19 protein-coding genes are annotated in these 19,110 nt (G+C 33.8%); 16 read left to right on the plus strand and 3 right to left on the minus strand.

Annotated elements, in window-relative coordinates; all coding sequences use genetic code 11:
• Positions 1 to 72 precede the first annotated feature (72 nt).
• The 11 genes from GC105_RS06590 (at position 73) to GC105_RS06640 (ending at position 9,578) form a co-directional block, all read left to right on the plus strand.
• Entirely contained in the window at positions 73 to 1,014 is a 942-nt protein-coding gene (locus GC105_RS06590; RefSeq protein WP_152802967.1) for an ABC transporter ATP-binding protein, read from the plus strand.
• Between the two features lies 1 nt (position 1,015).
• Complete coding sequence (locus GC105_RS06595; protein ID WP_152802969.1) at positions 1,016 to 1,747, plus strand: ABC transporter permease; 732 nt, start codon at positions 1,016 to 1,018, stop codon at positions 1,745 to 1,747.
• A complete protein-coding gene (locus GC105_RS06600) occupies positions 1,747 to 2,433 on the plus strand; it encodes an ABC transporter permease (protein WP_152802970.1) in 687 nt (228 codons plus the stop codon). The genes GC105_RS06595 and GC105_RS06600 overlap by 1 nt, the downstream gene beginning before the upstream one ends.
• A gap of 148 nt (positions 2,434 to 2,581) precedes the next feature.
• Entirely contained in the window at positions 2,582 to 3,739 is a 1,158-nt protein-coding gene (locus GC105_RS06605) for a sensor histidine kinase (protein ID WP_152802971.1), read from the plus strand.
• Positions 3,736 to 4,368 carry a response regulator gene (locus GC105_RS06610; RefSeq protein ID WP_152802972.1) on the plus strand — a complete coding sequence of 211 codons (633 nt, stop codon included), beginning with the start codon at positions 3,736 to 3,738 and terminating at the stop codon, positions 4,366 to 4,368. The genes GC105_RS06605 and GC105_RS06610 overlap by 4 nt, the downstream gene beginning before the upstream one ends.
• Positions 4,369 to 5,033: 665 nt before the next feature.
• Positions 5,034 to 5,429 (plus strand): hypothetical protein, encoded by a 396-nt coding sequence (locus tag GC105_RS06615; protein ID WP_152802973.1) that lies wholly within the window; start codon positions 5,034 to 5,036, stop codon positions 5,427 to 5,429.
• A gap of 2 nt (positions 5,430 to 5,431) precedes the next feature.
• The gene (locus GC105_RS06620; protein ID WP_152802974.1) at positions 5,432 to 5,884 is read left to right on the plus strand and encodes a MarR family winged helix-turn-helix transcriptional regulator; all 453 of its coding nucleotides are present in this window, start codon (positions 5,432 to 5,434) and stop codon (positions 5,882 to 5,884) included.
• 5 nt (positions 5,885 to 5,889) lie between these two features.
• Entirely contained in the window at positions 5,890 to 6,735 is an 846-nt protein-coding gene (locus GC105_RS06625) for a DUF6544 family protein (RefSeq protein WP_152802976.1), read from the plus strand.
• A gap of 30 nt (positions 6,736 to 6,765) precedes the next feature.
• The gene (locus tag GC105_RS06630; RefSeq protein ID WP_152802977.1) at positions 6,766 to 7,485 is read left to right on the plus strand and encodes an ABC transporter ATP-binding protein; all 720 of its coding nucleotides are present in this window, start codon (positions 6,766 to 6,768) and stop codon (positions 7,483 to 7,485) included.
• Positions 7,478 to 9,076: a hypothetical protein gene (locus GC105_RS06635; RefSeq protein ID WP_152802978.1), complete on the plus strand. Its 1,599-nt coding sequence runs from the start codon at positions 7,478 to 7,480 to the stop codon at positions 9,074 to 9,076. The genes GC105_RS06630 and GC105_RS06635 overlap by 8 nt, the downstream gene beginning before the upstream one ends.
• A 58-nt stretch (positions 9,077 to 9,134) precedes the next feature.
• A complete protein-coding gene (locus tag GC105_RS06640; RefSeq protein ID WP_152802979.1) occupies positions 9,135 to 9,578 on the plus strand; it encodes a hypothetical protein in 444 nt (147 codons plus the stop codon).
• Positions 9,579 to 9,836: 258 nt separating this feature from the next.
• Here the strand turns inward: GC105_RS06640 and GC105_RS06645 are convergent, their stop codons facing one another.
• Both GC105_RS06645 and GC105_RS06650 read right to left on the minus strand, forming a co-directional pair.
• A complete protein-coding gene (locus tag GC105_RS06645) occupies positions 9,837 to 11,168 on the minus strand; it encodes an MATE family efflux transporter (protein ID WP_152802980.1) in 1,332 nt (443 codons plus the stop codon).
• 115 nt (positions 11,169 to 11,283) lie between these two features.
• The gene (locus GC105_RS06650; RefSeq protein ID WP_152802981.1) at positions 11,284 to 11,757 is read right to left on the minus strand and encodes a MarR family winged helix-turn-helix transcriptional regulator; all 474 of its coding nucleotides are present in this window, start codon (positions 11,755 to 11,757) and stop codon (positions 11,284 to 11,286) included.
• 483 nt (positions 11,758 to 12,240) lie between these two features.
• On the opposite strand from GC105_RS06650, the gene GC105_RS06655 reads away from it, so the two are divergent.
• Positions 12,241 to 13,626, plus strand: a complete 1,386-nt coding sequence (locus tag GC105_RS06655; RefSeq protein ID WP_152802982.1) for a uroporphyrinogen decarboxylase/cobalamine-independent methonine synthase family protein — start codon at positions 12,241 to 12,243, stop codon at positions 13,624 to 13,626.
• A gap of 173 nt (positions 13,627 to 13,799) precedes the next feature.
• Here the strand turns inward: GC105_RS06655 and GC105_RS06660 are convergent, their stop codons facing one another.
• Positions 13,800 to 14,471 (minus strand): TetR/AcrR family transcriptional regulator, encoded by a 672-nt coding sequence (locus GC105_RS06660; RefSeq protein WP_152802984.1) that lies wholly within the window; start codon positions 14,469 to 14,471, stop codon positions 13,800 to 13,802.
• Between the two features lie 434 nt (positions 14,472 to 14,905).
• Between GC105_RS06660 and GC105_RS06665 the strand changes: the two genes are divergently transcribed.
• The 4 genes from GC105_RS06665 to GC105_RS06680 are packed head-to-tail and all read left to right on the plus strand — an operon-like array spanning position 14,906 to position 19,015.
• Positions 14,906 to 16,504: a spore germination protein gene (locus tag GC105_RS06665; RefSeq protein WP_152802985.1), complete on the plus strand. Its 1,599-nt coding sequence runs from the start codon at positions 14,906 to 14,908 to the stop codon at positions 16,502 to 16,504.
• 12 nt (positions 16,505 to 16,516) lie between these two features.
• Positions 16,517 to 17,686, plus strand: coding sequence for a Ger(x)C family spore germination protein (locus tag GC105_RS06670; RefSeq protein ID WP_152802986.1), 1,170 nt, complete (start codon positions 16,517 to 16,519; stop codon positions 17,684 to 17,686).
• A 13-nt stretch (positions 17,687 to 17,699) separates the two neighbouring features.
• A complete protein-coding gene (locus tag GC105_RS06675; RefSeq protein ID WP_152802987.1) occupies positions 17,700 to 18,806 on the plus strand; it encodes a GerAB/ArcD/ProY family transporter in 1,107 nt (368 codons plus the stop codon).
• Positions 18,803 to 19,015, plus strand: coding sequence for a hypothetical protein (locus tag GC105_RS06680; protein ID WP_152802988.1), 213 nt, complete (start codon positions 18,803 to 18,805; stop codon positions 19,013 to 19,015). Before GC105_RS06675 ends, GC105_RS06680 begins: the two co-directional genes overlap by 4 nt.
• Positions 19,016 to 19,110: the final 95 nt, after the last annotated feature.

Below are 19,110 nucleotides of genomic sequence, written 5' to 3' on the forward strand. Positions count from 1 at the left end.
TTCTATATTAAAATTGAAACTGTTAATAATAATAAAAACGTCTATATAGGACTTAGCTAAGGAGGATTTGCAATGATTGCAAAGCTAGATAATATTGTGAAACGTTATGGAAACCATCTCGCTCTTGATTGTGTGGACATTCAAATTTCAGAGGGAGAAATTTTAGGACTCTTGGGACCAAATGGAGCAGGGAAGACCACATTAATTCATGGAATGATTGGACTCATATCTGTGGATTCAGGTGAGATTACTATTTTTGGGAAGGATTTAAAGAAACATGCACTGGAAATAAAAAGGCAAATAGGTTTGGTTACTCAGGAAGTAACTATCTTTGAAGAGCTTAGTGCGTGGGATAACCTAGCTTTTTTTGGTGGAATATATGGCATTCGAGGGGATGAGCTCAAGAAAAATATAGAAGAGACCCTCGAAATTGTAGGTCTCACAGAGTATAAAAACAAGCTACCTGCAAAATTTTCTGGAGGGATGAAAAGACGACTCAATATAGCTTGTGCATTGGTGCATAAACCAAAGTTTCTAGTTATGGATGAGCCGACAGTTGGAATTGATGCTCAATCCCGTAATTATATTTTAGAAACAGTAAGAAGACTCAATGGTGAAGGTACAACAGTCCTCTATACTACTCATTATATCGAAGAAGTAGAGGCGATTTCTTCAAGAGTTGCCATTCTCGATCAAGGGCGTGTAATTGCACAAGGAACTAAAAAAGAATTAATTCAAAAAATTCAATATGAAGAACGAATTACTCTTCAGTTAGTTGAATCTGGAGAAGAAGTAATAGAAGAAATCCAAAAACTTTCAGGAGTAAAAGAAGCGTATCAACAAGGTCGAGAAGTTCGAATAATATCGGAGGTAGGGGCTGGTAACATAGAGAATATTCTTACTATCTCAAAAAAACATGGAGGAGTGCAAAATATTAATACAGAACAACCTACTTTAGAAGATGTTTTTCTCACATTAACGGGAAAACAGCTTCGTGATGGGGAGGTAGAGTAATATGATATTAAGATCTTCAAAGTTTGTGTTTAAACGCATTGTAAGAGATATTACTAGTCTTGGAATTTTATTTATAATGCCTTTGGTGTTGATTACAATTCTTGGGATGATTAGCGATGACGCACTCAATCAAAATTTGGGAATTCCAATGGTTGATAGTGTTGCCTTATCAATTATTTTAGCATTTCAATTATTTGCAGGATTTTATACTTTAGAACTCATAAAACATGATCTGTTAGGAGCACGAAAGTGGAGGTTAAAATCTCTACCTATTGCTATCAATCGATATATGTTTTCGATTATATTAGTAACGACAATCTATGGTGGTCTTCAAAGCTACGTAATTACCCATTACACAAGAATTATCTATGGTGTGACTTGGGGAAACCAAGGACGATTAATATTAGGAATTATACTTATTTCATTTGTGGTTCAAGTCATGTACTTGAATCTAGCCCTTTCCCTAGACAATTATAAAAGTATGGAACGTTCAGCTACTACAATCGCACTTTTATCTATGCTCTTCGGTGGAGTGTGGTTTCAATTACCGGACAATATTGTTTTGAATTTTATGGGAACATATGGAAATCCCTATTCTCTTGCTCAAAACGTGCTCCTCTACGTTATGAAAAATCAAGTGACCTATGAAGGGATGATTTCTATAGGAATTTATGTACTTCTTGCAGGAGGTCTCTTGGTTTTGAGTGAATTTAGAGGAAGGAGATTATTCTGATGACAATTTTTAACTTTGTATTTAAGCGTACACTGAAAGGAAAATTTGATATATTTATGCTACTACTACCTCCTATTATTACAGCCTTTATTTCTGTAGAAACTTGGCTTCCAATCCCTTTAGGATTTCAAATGTACGGTGTAATATTAATGTTTCTTTCATCAAAATTATGCAAAACCATGATGGAAGATCGAGAAAAAAAAGTAATACTAAGGATAAGTGCTGCACCAATAACACATTTAAGATATTTAATGGAAAATCTACTTGCTTATACTCTGATTTTATCGTCGATAAATATAATAGTAGTAGGAATTGGTGTGTTACGCTATGGGTCTGTCACTATTCCTCCTTTAAATATGTTTCTGCTATTTAGTGTATTTTCTGCCACATCTATAGGACTCTCTATTGCGTGGTATGCCCTTTTTAAACATACAGAAACTGCTTATAGCATCCTAGGCGGTTTATACATTTCTATGGCTATGCTTGGAGGGATGTTTTGGCCCATTGAAATTATGCCACAAATCATCCGGAGAATCGTTCAAATACTCCCAACTTATTGGTTCGCTCTTGGAATGAGACAAGTGGTTTACACAGGTTATGATGGTAATCTTTTTATGACTATAGGGATATTACTTCTCTTTAGTGTAGCATTTATTATGGTTGGAAGCAGAAAAAGATTAGGATAAAGTGAAACTTTATTCAGTAGGGTTTTTCTTCGTCTCCTACTGAATATTAGTTTTCGCAAAACAAGGAGCTAGAAGACTGCAACCTATGACGGGAGTTTTAGTGCTTGTTAATGCGGGATAAAATAATTACGATAGGATTAGGGATGTTATGGAAAAAATAAAACAAAAATACGACTCGTTAAGCGTATATCTTAATTTGACCAGAGCCATTAGTATTGTGTTACTATTTTCCTATTGGGTAAGAACCTCCGGAGAAGCCTTAGGTATGGTACTTATTCTGGGTATTCTAATCTTTTCGATCCTCAGACAGTACTTACCAGGTGAGAGCATAATAATTTTTTTAGAGGGACTTTTCGTTGGTGGATTAAGTTATCTATGGCCAGACATTTCCATAGCCTATTGCATTCCAATCTTTGAAGGATACCTAGAGAAAAAAACAGCATGGATTATACCTGGATTAATTTTTGTCACATTCAGAGGCAGTATTAATTTTATCATCATCTTTGTTTTTATAGCAGGAGGATTTTTAGGATGCATTCTAAGGGTTGCTAAAAATGAAAGAGATTATTATAAAGAGGAATCAGATATAGAACGGAGAAGGCGATACGAGGCTGAGAATCTGAATAAAGAATTTCTTTCTCTTCGTGAGGAGGTATTCCAAATGGTTGAGCTTGCAGAACGAAATCGAATAGCTCAACAACTTCACGATGATGTAGGTCATGAGTTGACTGGTGCAGTTCTTGGTTTACAGGCATTTGAGTCGATTATAGAGGAGCTGGAACTTGAATCCTATGAGAAAGAGCTTTTTCAAAAAGCAAAACAAAGAGTTGATAATAGTGCAACAGTTCTTCGCCAGACAGTTCATAATATGAAGCCTTATGTATCACTAGGTGTTGAGGATCTACGAGGAATAGTTGAAGAATTTTGTGACATACCAATCAGCCTAAAAGTTTTTGGAAATACTGAAAAAGTTCCGATTCACTACTGGTTTCTATTGAAAACAGCTTTAAAAGAGGGATTGACTAATATTATCCGTCATGCAAATACTACTAATGTGAAGGCTCAACTGGATGTTACCCAAAATATACTTCGCTTTAGCCTAGAAAACGATGGAGTTATAATAGCTAAAAATATAGCAAATACTTATGTTAATAAGTATCTAGATTTAAATGAGGGTATGGGTCTAAGAAGCTTAAGACAACGAACGAAATCTTATGGGGGGAACTTCTCCGCGGCGATAATAGCGGGGGAAGACAAGTTTCGACTCATTATTGTGTTGCCACTATTTGAGGGAGGGATATCATGAATAACAGAATTAAAATTCTAATTGTAGACGATGATCCCTTAGTAAGGGAAAGCTTAAAACTATTATTGTCAAAAAAAGAAGATATGACAGTAATAGGAACCTCGGAAAATGGGCTCATAGCCATTAATACAATGAAAGAAATGAAAAGCTCCCAGGTCAATTCACCTGATGTAGTATTAATGGACATTCAAATGCCTGAAATGGATGGGATTGAAGCCACAGGACTAATAAAGAAAGAATTTCCGGAAACTCGAGTTATGATGCTTACAACATTTAAAGATGAACATAGTATTCGTAGATCTCTGTTGGCTGGAGCTGAAGGCTACCTAATTAAATCCACTGAAGTCTCCAATATGGCTGTTAAAATTCGTGCCCTTTTTACAGGAACAGTTGTCATGGATCAAAAGGCTTTGGAAGAATTGACGAAACCAAAAACTGAGGTCTTTGGTGGTTTGACTCCAAGAGAACAAGATATTGTACGTTTAGTAGGAGAAGGATTTTCGAACAAAGAAATCTCTAAACATTTGTTTATTTCGGAGGGAACAGTTAGAAATAATCTATCGGTTATTCTAGAAAAAATGAATTTAAGAGATAGAACTCAGCTGGCTATTTTATATTTAAAAAAATAGTAAAATGTAGACTCACACCTATAATTTTGGTAGTTAAACTACTATAAACTATCGCCCAATCGTATTTGGATAGTGGCTAATTAAGCGTAAAATCGTATTTTGTCCTTATCTGTGGGGATTGCGTTATACACTTTTTGCCATTCGATGTTATACATTTCTTTCATTTCATACCTCCGCAACTTCTAATGATAACCTCGATATTAATATTTCGATTAACATATCTTTCCTTAATCTATTTATAGAATATTTTTCTAAGTTCTTCAAAATACCCATCGAGTTTTGCAATAATACTTACGTAGTCAACCTCAGAAGCTTTTGAATACGGATATCATCCAGTATTTGATTTGTAAAGCCAATATTACCTACAGTTGACTACTAGGTCAACTCCCTCAGACTGATAGTTTGAGGGTTAAAGATTAAACTACTTGAACATATGCGAACTCTTATTTTTGTGTGTTCGATATTGATTATAATGATAGCAAATATGGTAGTAAGTTCTAATATTTATGTTCAGTATAAATAAGGGTAAACCCTTTACTGGAGAGTATGACAACTTCTGAAAGAGTAGAGTTGCAAATATCTTTTACAAAAGTATTTATTGACGCAACAATAATTAGAATGCTATAATATAAAGGTAATATATTACCTTTTAGAGGTGAGTGTGTATGAAACGTGTAACAATCGTTGTTTTTTGTTTGCTGTGGCTAACAAGTTGTCAATTAGTAGGTTATAAAGCTACAAAGTTATTTATCACACCTGTTGATAATGATCATTATTTGATTACGATTGATTCTTTCAAAGGAGAGTACGAAGGTGAACTTTTAGTTGAAGATCCTCAAATTTTTAAGATTACTGCAGAAGTCGAATCAGGCGACGTTTTATTTGAGTTGTACAGTCCATTAAATGAGGAGCTAATATATACAGGTTACGTAGATTCTGGAAAAATTTTGGAGGAAGAAATTAATATGGTGCTCTTTTCAGGACAATATAAGTGGATTATCCAATCTTCTAAAGCGAAAGAAGTAAAGATAGAATTAAAGTTTAGCGAAAAGGAGCATTAACCATGGATGAACATAAAGGTAGCATATTTGCTTCTTTGTTTTTAATGGCTAATCGATTGCAAGTCCTTGGTGATCGTCTGGATCCACAATTAACTGTGAAGCAGTGGTTGTTAATTGCAATTATTCATAAAAATATACCGGATAAACTTTCAGTAAAAGAGATTGCTCGAATTGTTGGGGCTACCCATCAAAATGTAATGCAAATGGTGAAGAATTTAAAGGAGAAAGGTTTCCTTGAGGTTTATTCGGATTCAAAAGATCAAAGAGTAAAAAGGATTGATTTGACTAAGAAATGTCAAGCTTATTTTATTAAGCGAAATGATAAAGAGTTGGATTTTCTAAATAACTTATTTTTAGCCTTTACTTCTGATGAGATAGAAAATCTTAACATGCTTATCGAAAAGTTAATGGATAATATTTTCAAAATGGAAATGATCGATGATAAAAGAAGGTGAAGTAGATGAAATTGACACGTAAATGGCGCATCATCGTCGTTGTATTCGTCGTGTTAGCGATTGGTGGTACTATTAGAAATCATCTATTTCAAAAACAGATAAAAAAAGAGACAAAAAATTTTTTGCAAGAAATTTCTGATCAATCGTCTATTCCGATTGGTCAAAATCAACTAAAACAGTTGCCTCTTCCTGTGAAGAAATGGTTGAATTTAACACGTTGTTTAGACCAAGAGCCGATTTCTTCAATGTTTATTAGCCAAGTAGGTGTGTTGAGAACTAAGCCTGATGGCAAATGGATGCCATTTGAGGCTGTACAATATTCAGGAATTGACCGTCCATCGTTTATATGGAAGTCGGAAATTGAAGCCATACAAGGTGTTACAATCTATGGTAGGGATTTATATATGAATCAGGAAGCTGATATGCTTATCAAGCTTATTGGGATTTTTACTATTGGAAGTGGATCGGGTCCTGAACTTGTACAAGGATCGTTAGTTCGATATCTAGCTGAAATTGTTTGGTATCCTAGGGTAGCATTATCACCATATATCACTTGGGATGTTATAGATGATCATTCTGCAAAAGCTACTATCATTTACGGAGATGTTAGTGCTTCAGGAATATTTTACTTTAAAGATAATGGCGAGCCTGAGCGTTTTGTGGCACAAAGATATATGGAAAATGGAGGGGAGTATAGCTTAGAAGAATGGTCAGTTTATATGGATCAATACAAGGAAGTCCAAGGCATTCTTATCCCTACCCATGGAGATATTTATTGGAATTTAATTGATGGGAAATTTCATTGGCTTCAGTTTGAGGTAACGGATGCAAGGTTTAAGATAAGTAAGTAAGTAGGGCGAAAAAATGAAGGGGTGTAGGTAATGCTAATCCTAAAGAATGTATCAAAAATCTATGGTAATAATAAGAAAGCTGTAGATCAATTGACATTACAGATAGAAAAAGGGGAAATCATCGGTTTTATTGGACCGAATGGAGCGGGCAAAACAACTACCATTAGGATGATTACTGGGATCATTGCACTAACGGAGGGAATAATTGAAATAAATGGAAAGAATATTACGAAGGAACCTGTAGAAGCAAAAAAGAACTTTACGTTTGTACCAGATCATCCAACTATTTTTGACGCTATAAAGGGAATTGATTATTTGAATTTTATTGGAGATATGCATGAGGTAACCATACAACATAGGAAGGACAGAATAGAAAAATATACCAAGGCATTTCAAATCTATGATTCCCTTACTCAAACCATTAATTCATACTCCCATGGTATGAAGCAAAAACTTTTAATATCGGGTGCTTTGCTACCAGATCCCAATCTATTTATTCTTGATGAACCAATGGTCGGGTTAGACCCCCACTCTGCGAAGATTTTGAAGGATATTATGCGGGAGCATTGTGAAAAAGGTGGTACGGTGTTTTTTTCTTCACACGTGCTGGAAGTGGTCGAAAATCTATGTGACAGGGTAGCAATAATTCATAGGGGAAAGCTAATTGCTTGTGATACACCTAAAAATATTAAAAAGAACAGCAGTGCAACCTTAGAAGAAATCTTTCTGGAGATGACAAAGGATGAATAAATTTTTATCGTTGACAAAAATACAGGTGATAGATTTCTTTAGCAAATATACTCAACAGCTCAATGTGAAAAATAAGTATTTAGGTATATTAGTTATGTTCCTACCAATCCTTTTGATTTTTCCAGCCACTCAAATGGTACTAGAAATTTATAATTCATTTTTAGCAATGGGCTTTCCAGAATTAACGGTTACATATATGTATATAGCCAATACGATACTGATGGTTGTTGTCAGTATACCATTTATTATCTCAGTGTTCTTTTACTCAAAGGATTTGCGGTTAATTGCTACCTTGCCTGTAAAGGAAGATACCATCGTATTTTCAAAGTTGGCATCGGTGTACATTTACCTTCTTGCAATTTCCAGTTTTTTCTTAGGAACCGCAGTTGTAATATATGGTACTATTGGGGAACTAAATCTCAGTAGTCTTATTGTAGGAATCATAGCCTTGATAATTTCCCCGTTGATACCTATGATTATTGCTACAATAATTATTCTACCTTTTATGTCTGTTATAGGCAGTGGTAAGCGAAGAAACCTAATGGTTGTAGTAGGAAATATGCTGTTATTAGGGGCTATTATAGTGCTGCAAATGTTATCTTCAAAAATACAACTGCAGCCAGAGGAGCTTAACAATATTTTATTACAGGAAGACGGCTTATTAATGGTAGTTGGACGCCGTTTTCCCCCAAGTATTTGGTTAACTAAAATGATACAGGGTTCTATTGTTAATGGAGTACTATTCATAGGTCTAAATGTAGTATTGGTGCTAATTTTAAAAACTTTTGCCAAAACAGTATATAGTAAAGCATTAATGAAATTTAACCAAGAAGGTGATTCTATTCGAGGCGGGAAGATATATTACAAAAGTAGGAATAAGGGTTTACAAATGATTAAAAGACACATTAATATCATTATCAGTAACCCAGTATTTTTGATGAATACGGTACTGACCATATTTATGCCCATATTAATGTTTATTATTATATTGTTTACCGGTGAGATTCAAGGAGAGTTATTAAAATCTACAGTCCTATTCCCATATCATGTCTATATTTTTTCAGCTATTATCACAACACCTGCTATTATTGGAAGTCTCTCTGCAACTGTAATTACTAGAGAAGGAAAGACTTTCTGGGAAACGAAGGTGCTTCCTATTAGTGCTAGGGATAATATTAAATACAGAATATATACAACACTAATAATTAAACTGGTTGCCTCGTTAATATTGGGTATAATGACGATATTTATTATACCTGTGAATTTACAAACGGTATTAGTTGCTACAGTATTTTGTATCACTTCAACACTTTTCTTTTCAAGCATAGATATTGTAATCAATATAGAAAGGCCACTGCTTAACTGGTCTAACCCAACAGCGGCGGTGAAAAATAATCTGAATATACTATTAGCTCTTTTATTAAGGTTAGTAGTAGGAGTCATAGGTTATGGGCTATATAAGCTAATAGATGGCTGGGAAGCCAGCGTAGTCATGCTTGTATTTAGCGGGTTGTTTATTATTCTTTATTTCATTTCTATATATATTGTATATGGAATGTATGAGGAAAAATTTATTGATATAGCACCTTAAGTAAATCACTTACTAGAGGTTAATATTTATTAAATCATAAAGTAAGGAGAGGATTTAAATGCTAAAAAGTTTTAGTGGTAAGAATAAGTTATCCAAGGTAAAGATAATTGTGTCTGTACTCATTGTTCTGGGGTTAGCGGGAGCATTATTTTTGGGTACTAGAGAAAGCAAAATTTCGATACAGGGTAATACGGTAGAAATAGGTGGGATGTATGGCATGAGTATTAATGCTGGAGAGATACAAGAAGTATTATTAGTGAATGAAATACCCAATATTCGCGGAAAAATAAATGCTCTTTCTCTATTAAGTCTCAAAAAAGGTAACTTTAGAATGGATGAAATCGAAAAGGCAAGACTTTATTTGCATGCAGGCAATGGACCATATATAAAGATTACTACAAATGAAGAGATTATTATTATAAATTATAAAAGTGCAGAAAAGACTGAATCTGTTTATGAAGAAATTCAAGATTTTAGCTTAAATAAGGGTAAAAGTCTTTAATCCTTATTATAGGTGATTGCTGAGATTAATAAAACTGATATGATGTAAATAGGTATAGATAAATATGCACAGGCATTGCTATGAGTTCTTAAATTTGTGTATCAATGAGTATGATTTAAGTGCGAGGAAAAATTGTATAAATATATGATTAAGTAAAAGCTGATTTCTGTATTGTACAGAAATCAGCTTTTAACGTGGGATGATAGAAGATCTATTAACTAAATATTCACATGGAAAACATGAAATGGTATTGGTATATTATAAATAGTGGTACTGCTTCTTTTTTACAACAAATAGCATAATGGATATTACAAGAGTCAGTAGCTCTGCTACCACAACTGCAAGCCAGATGCCATTTACGCCAAAGAATACTGGTAGCCATAAAATCATTATTACTTGGAATACCAGCGCACGCAAAAAAGAAATAAAAGCAGATACCACACCATTGTTCAGAGCAGTAAAGAACGCTGATGCGAATATATTCACACCACTGAATAGAAACGAAAGTGAAAATAACCTCAATGCGTAGCTAGTTATTGCCAGCAGTTCTGCGTCATACCCCACAAATATCTTCGCAAGAGGCATTGCAAGAATTTCTGCAATCAACGTCAAAATTAAAGAAGACGCTTCTATGATGACAAGACTTTTTTTGAAAATATTTTTCAGTTCGATATGATTTTCAGCACCAAAATGATAGCTAATAATCGGTGCACTGCCAAAAGAATAACCTATAAATACTCCCAAAAAGATAAAAGACACATACATGATAATACCGAAAGCCGCTACGCCATTTACGCCAACAAGCTTCATCAACTGGAAGTTGTAGATCATACATACCAGAGAAATTGACAGGTTTGTAATCATCTCTGAGGAACCATTTGTGCAGCTTATCAGCAGTGCTTTTCCGTTCCAAATAGGTCTCATTAGCTTAAGTACACTGTCATTTTTCCTCAAGAAATAAATGAAGGGAATAATGCCACCTACGACTTGACTAAGCCCTGTTGCGGCTGCAGCTCCTACTACACCCCATCTAAATACGAGAATGAATAAAAAATCGAGAACTATGTTTGTCAGTCCAGAAGCTATGGAAATTGTCAGGCCCATATTAGGCTTTGCAGCAACTACAAAAAAAGTTTGAAATGTAGTTTGTAGCATAAATGCAGTCAGTGCAAGGAGCAAAACTGTTCCGTATGAAACGCAATCACCTAGCAGTTCAGGCGTGGCTCCAAGCAGGATGGCGATTGGTTTAAGAAAAACGATGCCGAGTATGGAGAAAATAACTCCAATCGCAATCAAGAAATAAATCAACATTGAAAAAATTTGATTAGCTTTTATCGTGTCCCCTTCGCCGAGAGTTTTCGCAACTAGCGCACTGCCGCCGGTACCAAGCATAAATCCCACTGTGCCAAAAATCATTACGAAGGGTATAATCAAATTAACGGCAGCAAAAGCATTGCTTCCAACGAGATTGGAAACAAACAAACCGTCAACTACTCCGTAAATTGAGGTAATGATCATCATAATAATGGATGGCAAAGTAAACCGCAGCAACTTGCGGTATGTAAAGTGATTAGATAACTGAATGTTCATTAAAATGCCTCCCCAGACCAGCAGTATACACGACTCTAAGCGGAATCAGGTTATCCCTGCTTTACTGCAACTTTCGAACACAATCCACATTTTCCAGTTAAAACTGTGATTGAGATTACAGATCATCAGATAATATATCAGATTCTGTTATTTGTTTCATCTCACGTTTCAAGCATTCCAAATGTCGTTGTGATAATGAAACTAAGAGAATACGCTCATCATCAGACAAACCACATAGTGCTAGCTTTTCCGCTTCTACTATGCGCCCGACAGTTTTTTGAACCAGAATTTTCCCAGCAGATGTAAGAATAATCTGTTTTGATTTGCGGTTTTGAATAGAATACTCCATTTGAATGTATCCGCCAGTTTCCAAACCTTTCAGTGCCGAGTGTATCGTTTGTTTACTAATAGACCAAGTGCTGCAAATCTCAGCTTGAGTGTAGGGAACAGTAGCTTCATGAAGAGAATACAGTAGCCATAAAGAACTATCAGACAAGCCAAAATATGTTGCAAGACCGTGATAGATCTCTTCATTTTCTTTATAAAATTGGTTTAGTTGCATTAGTTGTTCTTCTATAGTGTTTGTCATTATTACACCCCGTAAGATTAAAAAAGTCCGAAATCATACTCAAAATTATAGTACGATTTCGGACGGATGTCAAGATTATATATTTATTATCTATCTCGAATGTGAATACAAGTTTGGATAATTACTCAGTGAAGGAGGCTTGTCGTATGAACATTGGAAATCTTCGTCGTTCTTATGTTTTGTGATGATATTTGCACCAAATTATTTACGAACGAAAATGGGTAGCGAATTTTCTCGTTTGTAACTATTAAATATGAGATATAGTGTCGTATAGTTGTGTTAGGATTTTCACTTTAAAGCAATTATTTCTGCCAACTTATTTTAATTGCGTTAAAGTGAGGATTTTGTATAAAGTATATATTTTAAAAAAATATTGACATTATATAGATAAGATGATTAAATAAAAAATAAGAACATGTTCTTTTATATTAATATTTTCTACTCTCTTGTATAGAGATAGAATAATTTAGGGGGAATTTTAATATGTCAGATGAAATGAATTTAGTTCAAGAGAGAAGCCAGATTTATAGAGATTTTTACAACAACAAGTTGCCAAAACGTATGCCTGTTGAAGCATCATTTCCAAATTCGTTAATCGCTGAATTTGGTGGGTTGGACCCAATATCTTATCAGTACGATTATACGAAGCTTGCTTCGGCTGCAGAAGAACTTTGTGAAAAGATTTATTCGGATTCATGTCCTATTACACCACCAAATATCGTAAGTACTAGAACCCCTTCTATTTATGAAATATTAAATTCAAGAAATTTTGTTATGAGTAAAGGTGGTCAAGTTCAACACCCAGAAGTTGTAGGTATGCTTCCAGAAGAATATCCACAACTGATTGAAAAAGGTTTCGACTTTTTACTTGAAACAGTTGTGCCGCGCCAACATCCAAATCTTTCTCTTGACAACTCCATAAAACGTTCTACTGCTTTAGAGATGGGTAAGACTGCTCTAATGAACGATACAATGAGCTTTATCCCAATATATATGGGATTAATGCAGAAATATAATTATTATCCTGGAAGTCCTATGGGGTCTTTTGCTGTGGCGGAAGCTCCATTAGATTTTGTTGCTGACCAGTTAAGAAGTTTTTCTGGCATAAGCATTGATTTAAGAAGAAATAGAGAGTTTATAAAGGAAGCTTGTGAGGCAGTTCTTCCACTTGTCTATGCATGGGGATTGCCTGCAGTTGGACACCCAGAAGGAGGTACAATGCTGCCCCTTCATATGCCAACATTCATGAGAGAAAAAGATTTCGTTGAATTATATATACCAACTTTTAAGAAACAACTTGAACAATATGCAGCAGTAGGGGTTCGTCCAACCTTGTTTTGTGAAGATGACTGGATGCGTTACCTTGATATTATTCATGATGAACTACCTGCGGGTACAAAACTAATGTTTGAATACGGTGATCCAAAGATAATTAAGGACAAACTTGGAAAGAAATTTATACTTAATGGATTATTCCCAGTAAGTGCACTTAACAAAGATACGCCACAGCAGATTGTAGATAGAGCAAAAGAACTCTTAGATATAATGATGCCAGGAGGTGGTTATCTGTTTGGTTTTGATAAAGTAATTCTTGGCGCAAAAGACGCAAACATTGAAACATGGGCATCTCTCAATAACTTCCTACGGGAGCACATGGTATATGATAATCCCGGTGAAAGTTTTGGGACGCCACTGAACTCTGAAGGGTTTATAAGAGATTTTAAACTTATTCCAGAAGTGAAATCAAAATATTTGTTCAACTGGGATGAGCACAAGGCTAAGTATCCTCATACTCCAGATATTGCAAAAGGAAAGTTTGAGAAAGCAAGTCACGATATATTCGTTTCTTACATGAATTTGCTTATATAATAATAGATTTTAGTCACAAAGCGCAAAGCTGATGATATGGAGGCTTTGCGTTATATATTTAGTTACTTATACTTAAAAAATTGTAATAATTTAGATTTTAGATAATATCATGAGAATGATGCATTTTTCAAAATAATTGTATTTGATTCTGAATTAAATTTAGCATAGATTATTTAATTATTATCAAATAGTTTTATATTAAAAATATCTGTAGTATCGAAAGAAATGTTTTTGTATAAAGAATTTGTTACATTCATAACACATTCAATTTCTTCACCTGAAAGCTGCAGGAGACTTAAAGTCTGGATCATATATATATCAACCATCTCTTCAACATTTAAACGTAGATGGTTTTCTTTTTTTGCACGTACAAATTCGCTTAACATACCGATTAAAACTAAACTACAGGAGTAAACTGTTTGATTCGTGACTCTAATATTTAAATGATTAAATTTTCTAAGAAATTGCATGTAGTACATTTCAATAGAAATCTTATGAAGACAGTTATCGCGTACAAGATCATAATAGTAACTCATACACCTATCATCTGATAAGTGGATTTTTACATAGGTGCAGATATACACACTATCACCAGTAATCAAATCTAATTTGTGAGATTTGATAATTTTAGTGATTGAATTGTAAAAGTGCTTACTACTTAATAGAGATAGTCTATAAGCCAGGTCTGATTTTTCTTTAAAATGATGAGTAATTGCGCCTAAAGATAAATTTGATTCTTTAGCTATTTCTCGAAATGTTGTTTTGCAGTAACCTCGTTCATTGATCATGTTATACGCAGTGTCTAAAATTAATTTCTTAGTATTACTAGATTTACTTGAAGTCATTAGTTTAACCCAAAACCCTTTTTTATTTATTATAACATCTATTATGAATTTAGCGAACCCTCAATCAATCAATCTCTAAGTAATTTACGTTGAGAGATATGTACTCATTGTCACTTTATTTGGAATAAAGAATAAATATATTTTCGCTTGTCTCCTTGTTTCGCGAAAACTAATATTCAGTAGGGTACGAAGAAAATTCCTACTGAATAAAGTTTCATTTTATTTAGGGTAGCCTAATTTGACATAGAATTTTTTTGTAAAGATATACAGATTATATTTATAAATTCAGATAAACTAGTTTTCTACGATTCATTTTGCTTAATTACAATGACTTATGCAAGGGAATATTATCATATATAATTTTTGGAAAATGTATATAAACATGAGATGGGGCTAAAATAGTAGATAAAAGTATTTTTTAGGAGAAATCTAATATGTTCAATTACTTGAAAAAGATTATTCACTACAAAAAAGCAATAACCAAACATACAAACAACCTAGATGATGAAAAAGATCAAGGAGTATCTTTAACATCACATTTAGATGAAAATCTCAACATGCTAAAGAATATTCTAGGTAATAGCAATGATATTATCATTAAGTTATTGAACATTGGCAATAATCATGATTATAAAGGTGCATTGGTATATATTGATGGCCTGGTAGATAAAACTATGTTGTATGAAAGCATCATGAGGCCATTGCAAAACGAGATGTCTTGTTCAAAAGATTGTTCAAATTTAACTGTTTTAGATAGAATCAATGAAAGACTGCTTTCATCAACGAATATTGATAACGTATCAAAGATAAAGTTACTAATAGATAATATTTTAACTGGTAATACCGTTCTTTTGCTTGATGGTTCTAATCAAGCATTGGCGATCCCTTTACAAAAATGGGAGAAACGCAGTATCGAACAACCTGTTACAGAAAGCGTTGTTCGAGGACCTCACCAGGGATTTACAGAAACCATCAGTACAAATATTACTTTACTTCGAAGAATTATTAAAAACCCTGATTTACGTATGGAATCCTATACTATTGGAGATCAAACAAATACAAATGTTTGTATTGTATATATGAAAGATATTGTCAATCCAAAGCTGATTACAGAAATAAATACTCGTTTAGATAGAATAAAAACTGATGCAATACTTGAATCAGGGTATATTGAAGCTTTTATCGAAGATGCACCATATTCGATATTTGCCACCGTTGGAAATTGTGAGAAACCTGACAAAGTAGCAAGCAAAATACTTGAAGGACGTGCAGCAATTTTTGTTGATGGTTCCCCCTTCGTACTTACAGTGCCATTACTATTTATTGAAAATTTTCAGTCAACTGAAGATTATTATTCTAGGCCATATTTTTCTAGTATGACCAGATTATTGAGATTTGTATCCTATTTTATTACTATATTGTCACCAGGAATTTATGTTGCGTTAACGACTTATCATCAAGAGTTAATACCTACACAACTATTATTTACTATGGCCGCCGGTCAATATGGTATACCCTTTCCATCGGCTATTGAGACGTTAATCATGCTCATTATATTTGATATTCTTAGGGAAGCAGGAATACGACTACCAAAACCAGTAGGCTCAGCAGTCAGTATCGTAGGTGCATTGGTTCTTGGCGAGTCAGCAGTTTCAGCAGGACTTATCAGCCCATTTATGGTCATTATCGTTGCCCTAACAGCTATTTCTAGCTTTGTAATATCATCACAAACAGACTCTGCTGCGATACTTCGTTACTTTTTCCTTTTGCTAGCAGGATTATTTGGCGCCTTCGGACTAATTATGGGATTTTTGTTTATTTTGGTATATTTAGCAAGTTTACGATCTTTTGGGACACCTTATTTATTACCAATATCTCCATTATCCATGAGTGGAATGAAGGATACGTTTATTCGGGCACCCATTTGGGCTATGTTGAAACGCCCAAAAACAATTGGAAAATATAATTTAAATCGGCAAACTGAATCATATATGAAGCCTACAGAAAATAATAGAAATATAAATGATGAATAACTTGGAGGATAAATGAAAAAAAGAATGATAATCCTTTTTAAAATTTTAATATCTACTGTAATACTTTTTAATCTTACTGGTTGTTGGAATGCAAATGAATTAAATACGCTGCCCATCGTTGTAGGTATAGGAATTGATAAAGCACCTTCTGATGAAGAAGTTCAAGTAGTAGCTCAAATTATTAAACCACAAGAGTTACAAGGTTCATTAGGAAGTTCAGATGGAGGGGGTGAAGCATATTGGAATTTAACAAGTACTGGAGAAACCATTTTTGACGCCATTCGAGAAATGACCCATGAATCAAGTGGACGACTATACACCGCACATAATCAGATCATTGTTATAGGTAATAAAATTGCTTCGGAGGGCGTTCAGAAATATCTTGATTTTTTTATGCGTGCCCATGAAACACGCCCAAATACATTGATTGTAATATCTAGCAATACCTCAACTGAAATTCTAGATACTAAACCCGAATTAACCAGAATTCCAGCTGAAAGCATTACAAGGTTAAGTGAAGCCCAAGAAATACAATCTCACTCAAAAAAAGTAACATTTCAAGACTTTACTAACTATTTAATGAGTAAAACAACCTCGCCTGTAGCTCCATTGATTACCAGTTTAAAGGACAAAGAGACAAGCACATTAAAGATTGAAGGTATGGCTATTTTTAAAGGAGATCAAATGGTGGGACAACTAGATGAAAGTGAATCTAGGGGACTCCTATGGGTAACTGGAGATATTAAAACAGGAGCACTTGTTGTTCCATATAAAAATGAGGTCGTTACTCTAGAAATTATTAATGCCAAGAGAAAAATAACTCCTAAAATTCAAGGGGATAATATATATATACACGTAGAAATCAAGGAAGAGGGAAAGATAGTAGAACAAACTTCCAAAGAAAATCTAGCAACATTACAAGATTTTGAGGAATTAAAAAAAGTTCAAAATGAGGCAATTAAAAGTGAAATATTATCGGCTTTAAATAAAGCTCAGGAATTAAATACGGATATTTTTGGTTTTGGAGAAGAAATCCATAAAAAATACAAAGAGGAATGGAAAGAAATATCGTCAAACTGGGATAAAATATTCCCATCAATTGAGGTTGAAATAGAAATTCAAAGTAGTATTGATTCAACGGGTAAGATATCACATCCTGCTGTACCTCAATCTCTAGAATAAAGGAAATTAAAGAATGAATATTAAAGAAGGTAAAATTAATAATTCGCAACTTATGTTTTTAGTTGCAAGCTTTATGTTGGGTACATCTACATTTATTCATTTTATGGATACCATTGCATTTCATGATTCTTGGTTAGCTATCCTTACAGCTTTTGTTATATGTATACCCTTTGTTTTATGTTATTCGGCTCTTGCTAAAAGATTTCAAGGGAAAGACCTTATACAGATTAATGATATAATTTATGGTTCATTCTTGGGAAAAATTATATCAATACTGTATATTGTATATTTTTTTTTATTACTATCTTTAAACTTAAAAGGGCTTGGAGATTTCTATGTCGGGTATGTTATGCCTGAAACTCCTAAACCGGTTTTTATTATTATATTTGCCCTTGTCTGTGCTTATACAGTCGGCCATGGGTTAGAACCCATGGCAAGAATCAGTCACCTAACTGTAACCTATGCTATTTTTGTAATTACAGGTACTTTTTTATTACTTTATAGCGAAGTAGACTTTACAAATTTCTTACCTATTTTTGAATTACCAATAAAAGATTTTATTCAAAGTGTACACATAGTGGCGGCTATTCCATTTTGTGAAGTCATGGTTTTTCTAATGGTAATGCCTTCATTAAATAATTTTGGGGAGGTCAACAAATATATGCTATTGGGATTTGCCCTTGGAGCATTATGCCTGCTTGTTATTTCAGTACGAGATACCTCAGTATTGGGTACTTCTTCTTTCATAAGTAATAATGCTGCCTATCAAACTGTCCGCATAATAGAGATTGGGGAGTTTTTTACAAGAATAGAAATTGTTGTTGCTATGGGTATTACCATTTGTTTGTTTATAAAAATATGTGTTTTATACTATATAACCTTAGCAAGTATAGCACAGCTGCTTAAATTAAAATCTTACAAGACATTAATAATTCCTATTGGTGGAATTGCCATTATTATAGCATTTATTGCTTATGATTCTATCGTCAGTCATAATTATTCAGCTAAAAACTATCATGTATTTTATACTATCCCCTACCAGTTTATTATTCCACCAGTTTCACTTTTAATAGCTAAACTACGTAGGTTACCTAAGAGGAAGGGGAGAGAACTCATATGATCATATTGGTTGTTTCTATTTATATAATCATAGCATTGTATCAAGTTCCAAATTTGATAAAGAGAGAATGTATGCGTGATCTTAGTGCTTTTTGTTTTTTTTATACGATTGCACTTGTTTTGAGTATATTATATGTTCTTGATGTGAAAATTCCTAGCCCGATATCAGGTATGGAATTAATTTTAGATAAACTACAATTACATTATTAAATATGGGTTGGGATAGCCTATAGTATGTTTTTACATTTTTGTAAAAGTCACATGAAAAAAGCCTTCCAGACGAGACAAATGTTTGAAAATGCAGA

It is taken from the genome of Alkalibaculum sporogenes, assembly GCF_009362815.1.
GTDB lineage: Bacteria > Bacillota > Clostridia > Eubacteriales > Alkalibacteraceae > Alkalibaculum_A > Alkalibaculum_A sporogenes.

What these genes read in the sequence shown, in the direction of transcription:
- GC105_RS06680 (WP_152802988.1), top strand. Translation starts at nt 18,803, where the DNA reads ATGATCATATTGGTTGTTTCTATTTATATAATCATAGCATTGTATCAA.
- GC105_RS06605 (WP_152802971.1), top strand. Translation starts at nt 2,582, where the DNA reads ATGGAAAAAATAAAACAAAAATACGACTCGTTAAGCGTATATCTTAAT.
- GC105_RS06625 (WP_152802976.1), top strand. Translation starts at nt 5,890, where the DNA reads ATGAAATTGACACGTAAATGGCGCATCATCGTCGTTGTATTCGTCGTG.
- GC105_RS06615 (WP_152802973.1), top strand. Translation starts at nt 5,034, where the DNA reads ATGAAACGTGTAACAATCGTTGTTTTTTGTTTGCTGTGGCTAACAAGT.
- GC105_RS06600 (WP_152802970.1), top strand. Translation starts at nt 1,747, where the DNA reads ATGACAATTTTTAACTTTGTATTTAAGCGTACACTGAAAGGAAAATTT.
- GC105_RS06650 (WP_152802981.1), bottom strand. Translation starts at nt 11,757, where the DNA reads ATGACAAACACTATAGAAGAACAACTAATGCAACTAAACCAATTTTAT.
- GC105_RS06660 (WP_152802984.1), bottom strand. Translation starts at nt 14,471, where the DNA reads ATGACTTCAAGTAAATCTAGTAATACTAAGAAATTAATTTTAGACACT.
- GC105_RS06675 (WP_152802987.1), top strand. Translation starts at nt 17,700, where the DNA reads ATGAATATTAAAGAAGGTAAAATTAATAATTCGCAACTTATGTTTTTA.
- GC105_RS06635 (WP_152802978.1), top strand. Translation starts at nt 7,478, where the DNA reads ATGAATAAATTTTTATCGTTGACAAAAATACAGGTGATAGATTTCTTT.
- GC105_RS06590 (WP_152802967.1), top strand. Translation starts at nt 73, where the DNA reads ATGATTGCAAAGCTAGATAATATTGTGAAACGTTATGGAAACCATCTC.
- GC105_RS06595 (WP_152802969.1), top strand. Translation starts at nt 1,016, where the DNA reads ATGATATTAAGATCTTCAAAGTTTGTGTTTAAACGCATTGTAAGAGAT.
- GC105_RS06655 (WP_152802982.1), top strand. Translation starts at nt 12,241, where the DNA reads ATGTCAGATGAAATGAATTTAGTTCAAGAGAGAAGCCAGATTTATAGA.
- GC105_RS06665 (WP_152802985.1), top strand. Translation starts at nt 14,906, where the DNA reads ATGTTCAATTACTTGAAAAAGATTATTCACTACAAAAAAGCAATAACC.
- GC105_RS06630 (WP_152802977.1), top strand. Translation starts at nt 6,766, where the DNA reads ATGCTAATCCTAAAGAATGTATCAAAAATCTATGGTAATAATAAGAAA.
- GC105_RS06645 (WP_152802980.1), bottom strand. Translation starts at nt 11,168, where the DNA reads ATGAACATTCAGTTATCTAATCACTTTACATACCGCAAGTTGCTGCGG.
- GC105_RS06610 (WP_152802972.1), top strand. Translation starts at nt 3,736, where the DNA reads ATGAATAACAGAATTAAAATTCTAATTGTAGACGATGATCCCTTAGTA.
- GC105_RS06620 (WP_152802974.1), top strand. Translation starts at nt 5,432, where the DNA reads ATGGATGAACATAAAGGTAGCATATTTGCTTCTTTGTTTTTAATGGCT.
- GC105_RS06640 (WP_152802979.1), top strand. Translation starts at nt 9,135, where the DNA reads ATGCTAAAAAGTTTTAGTGGTAAGAATAAGTTATCCAAGGTAAAGATA.
- GC105_RS06670 (WP_152802986.1), top strand. Translation starts at nt 16,517, where the DNA reads ATGAAAAAAAGAATGATAATCCTTTTTAAAATTTTAATATCTACTGTA.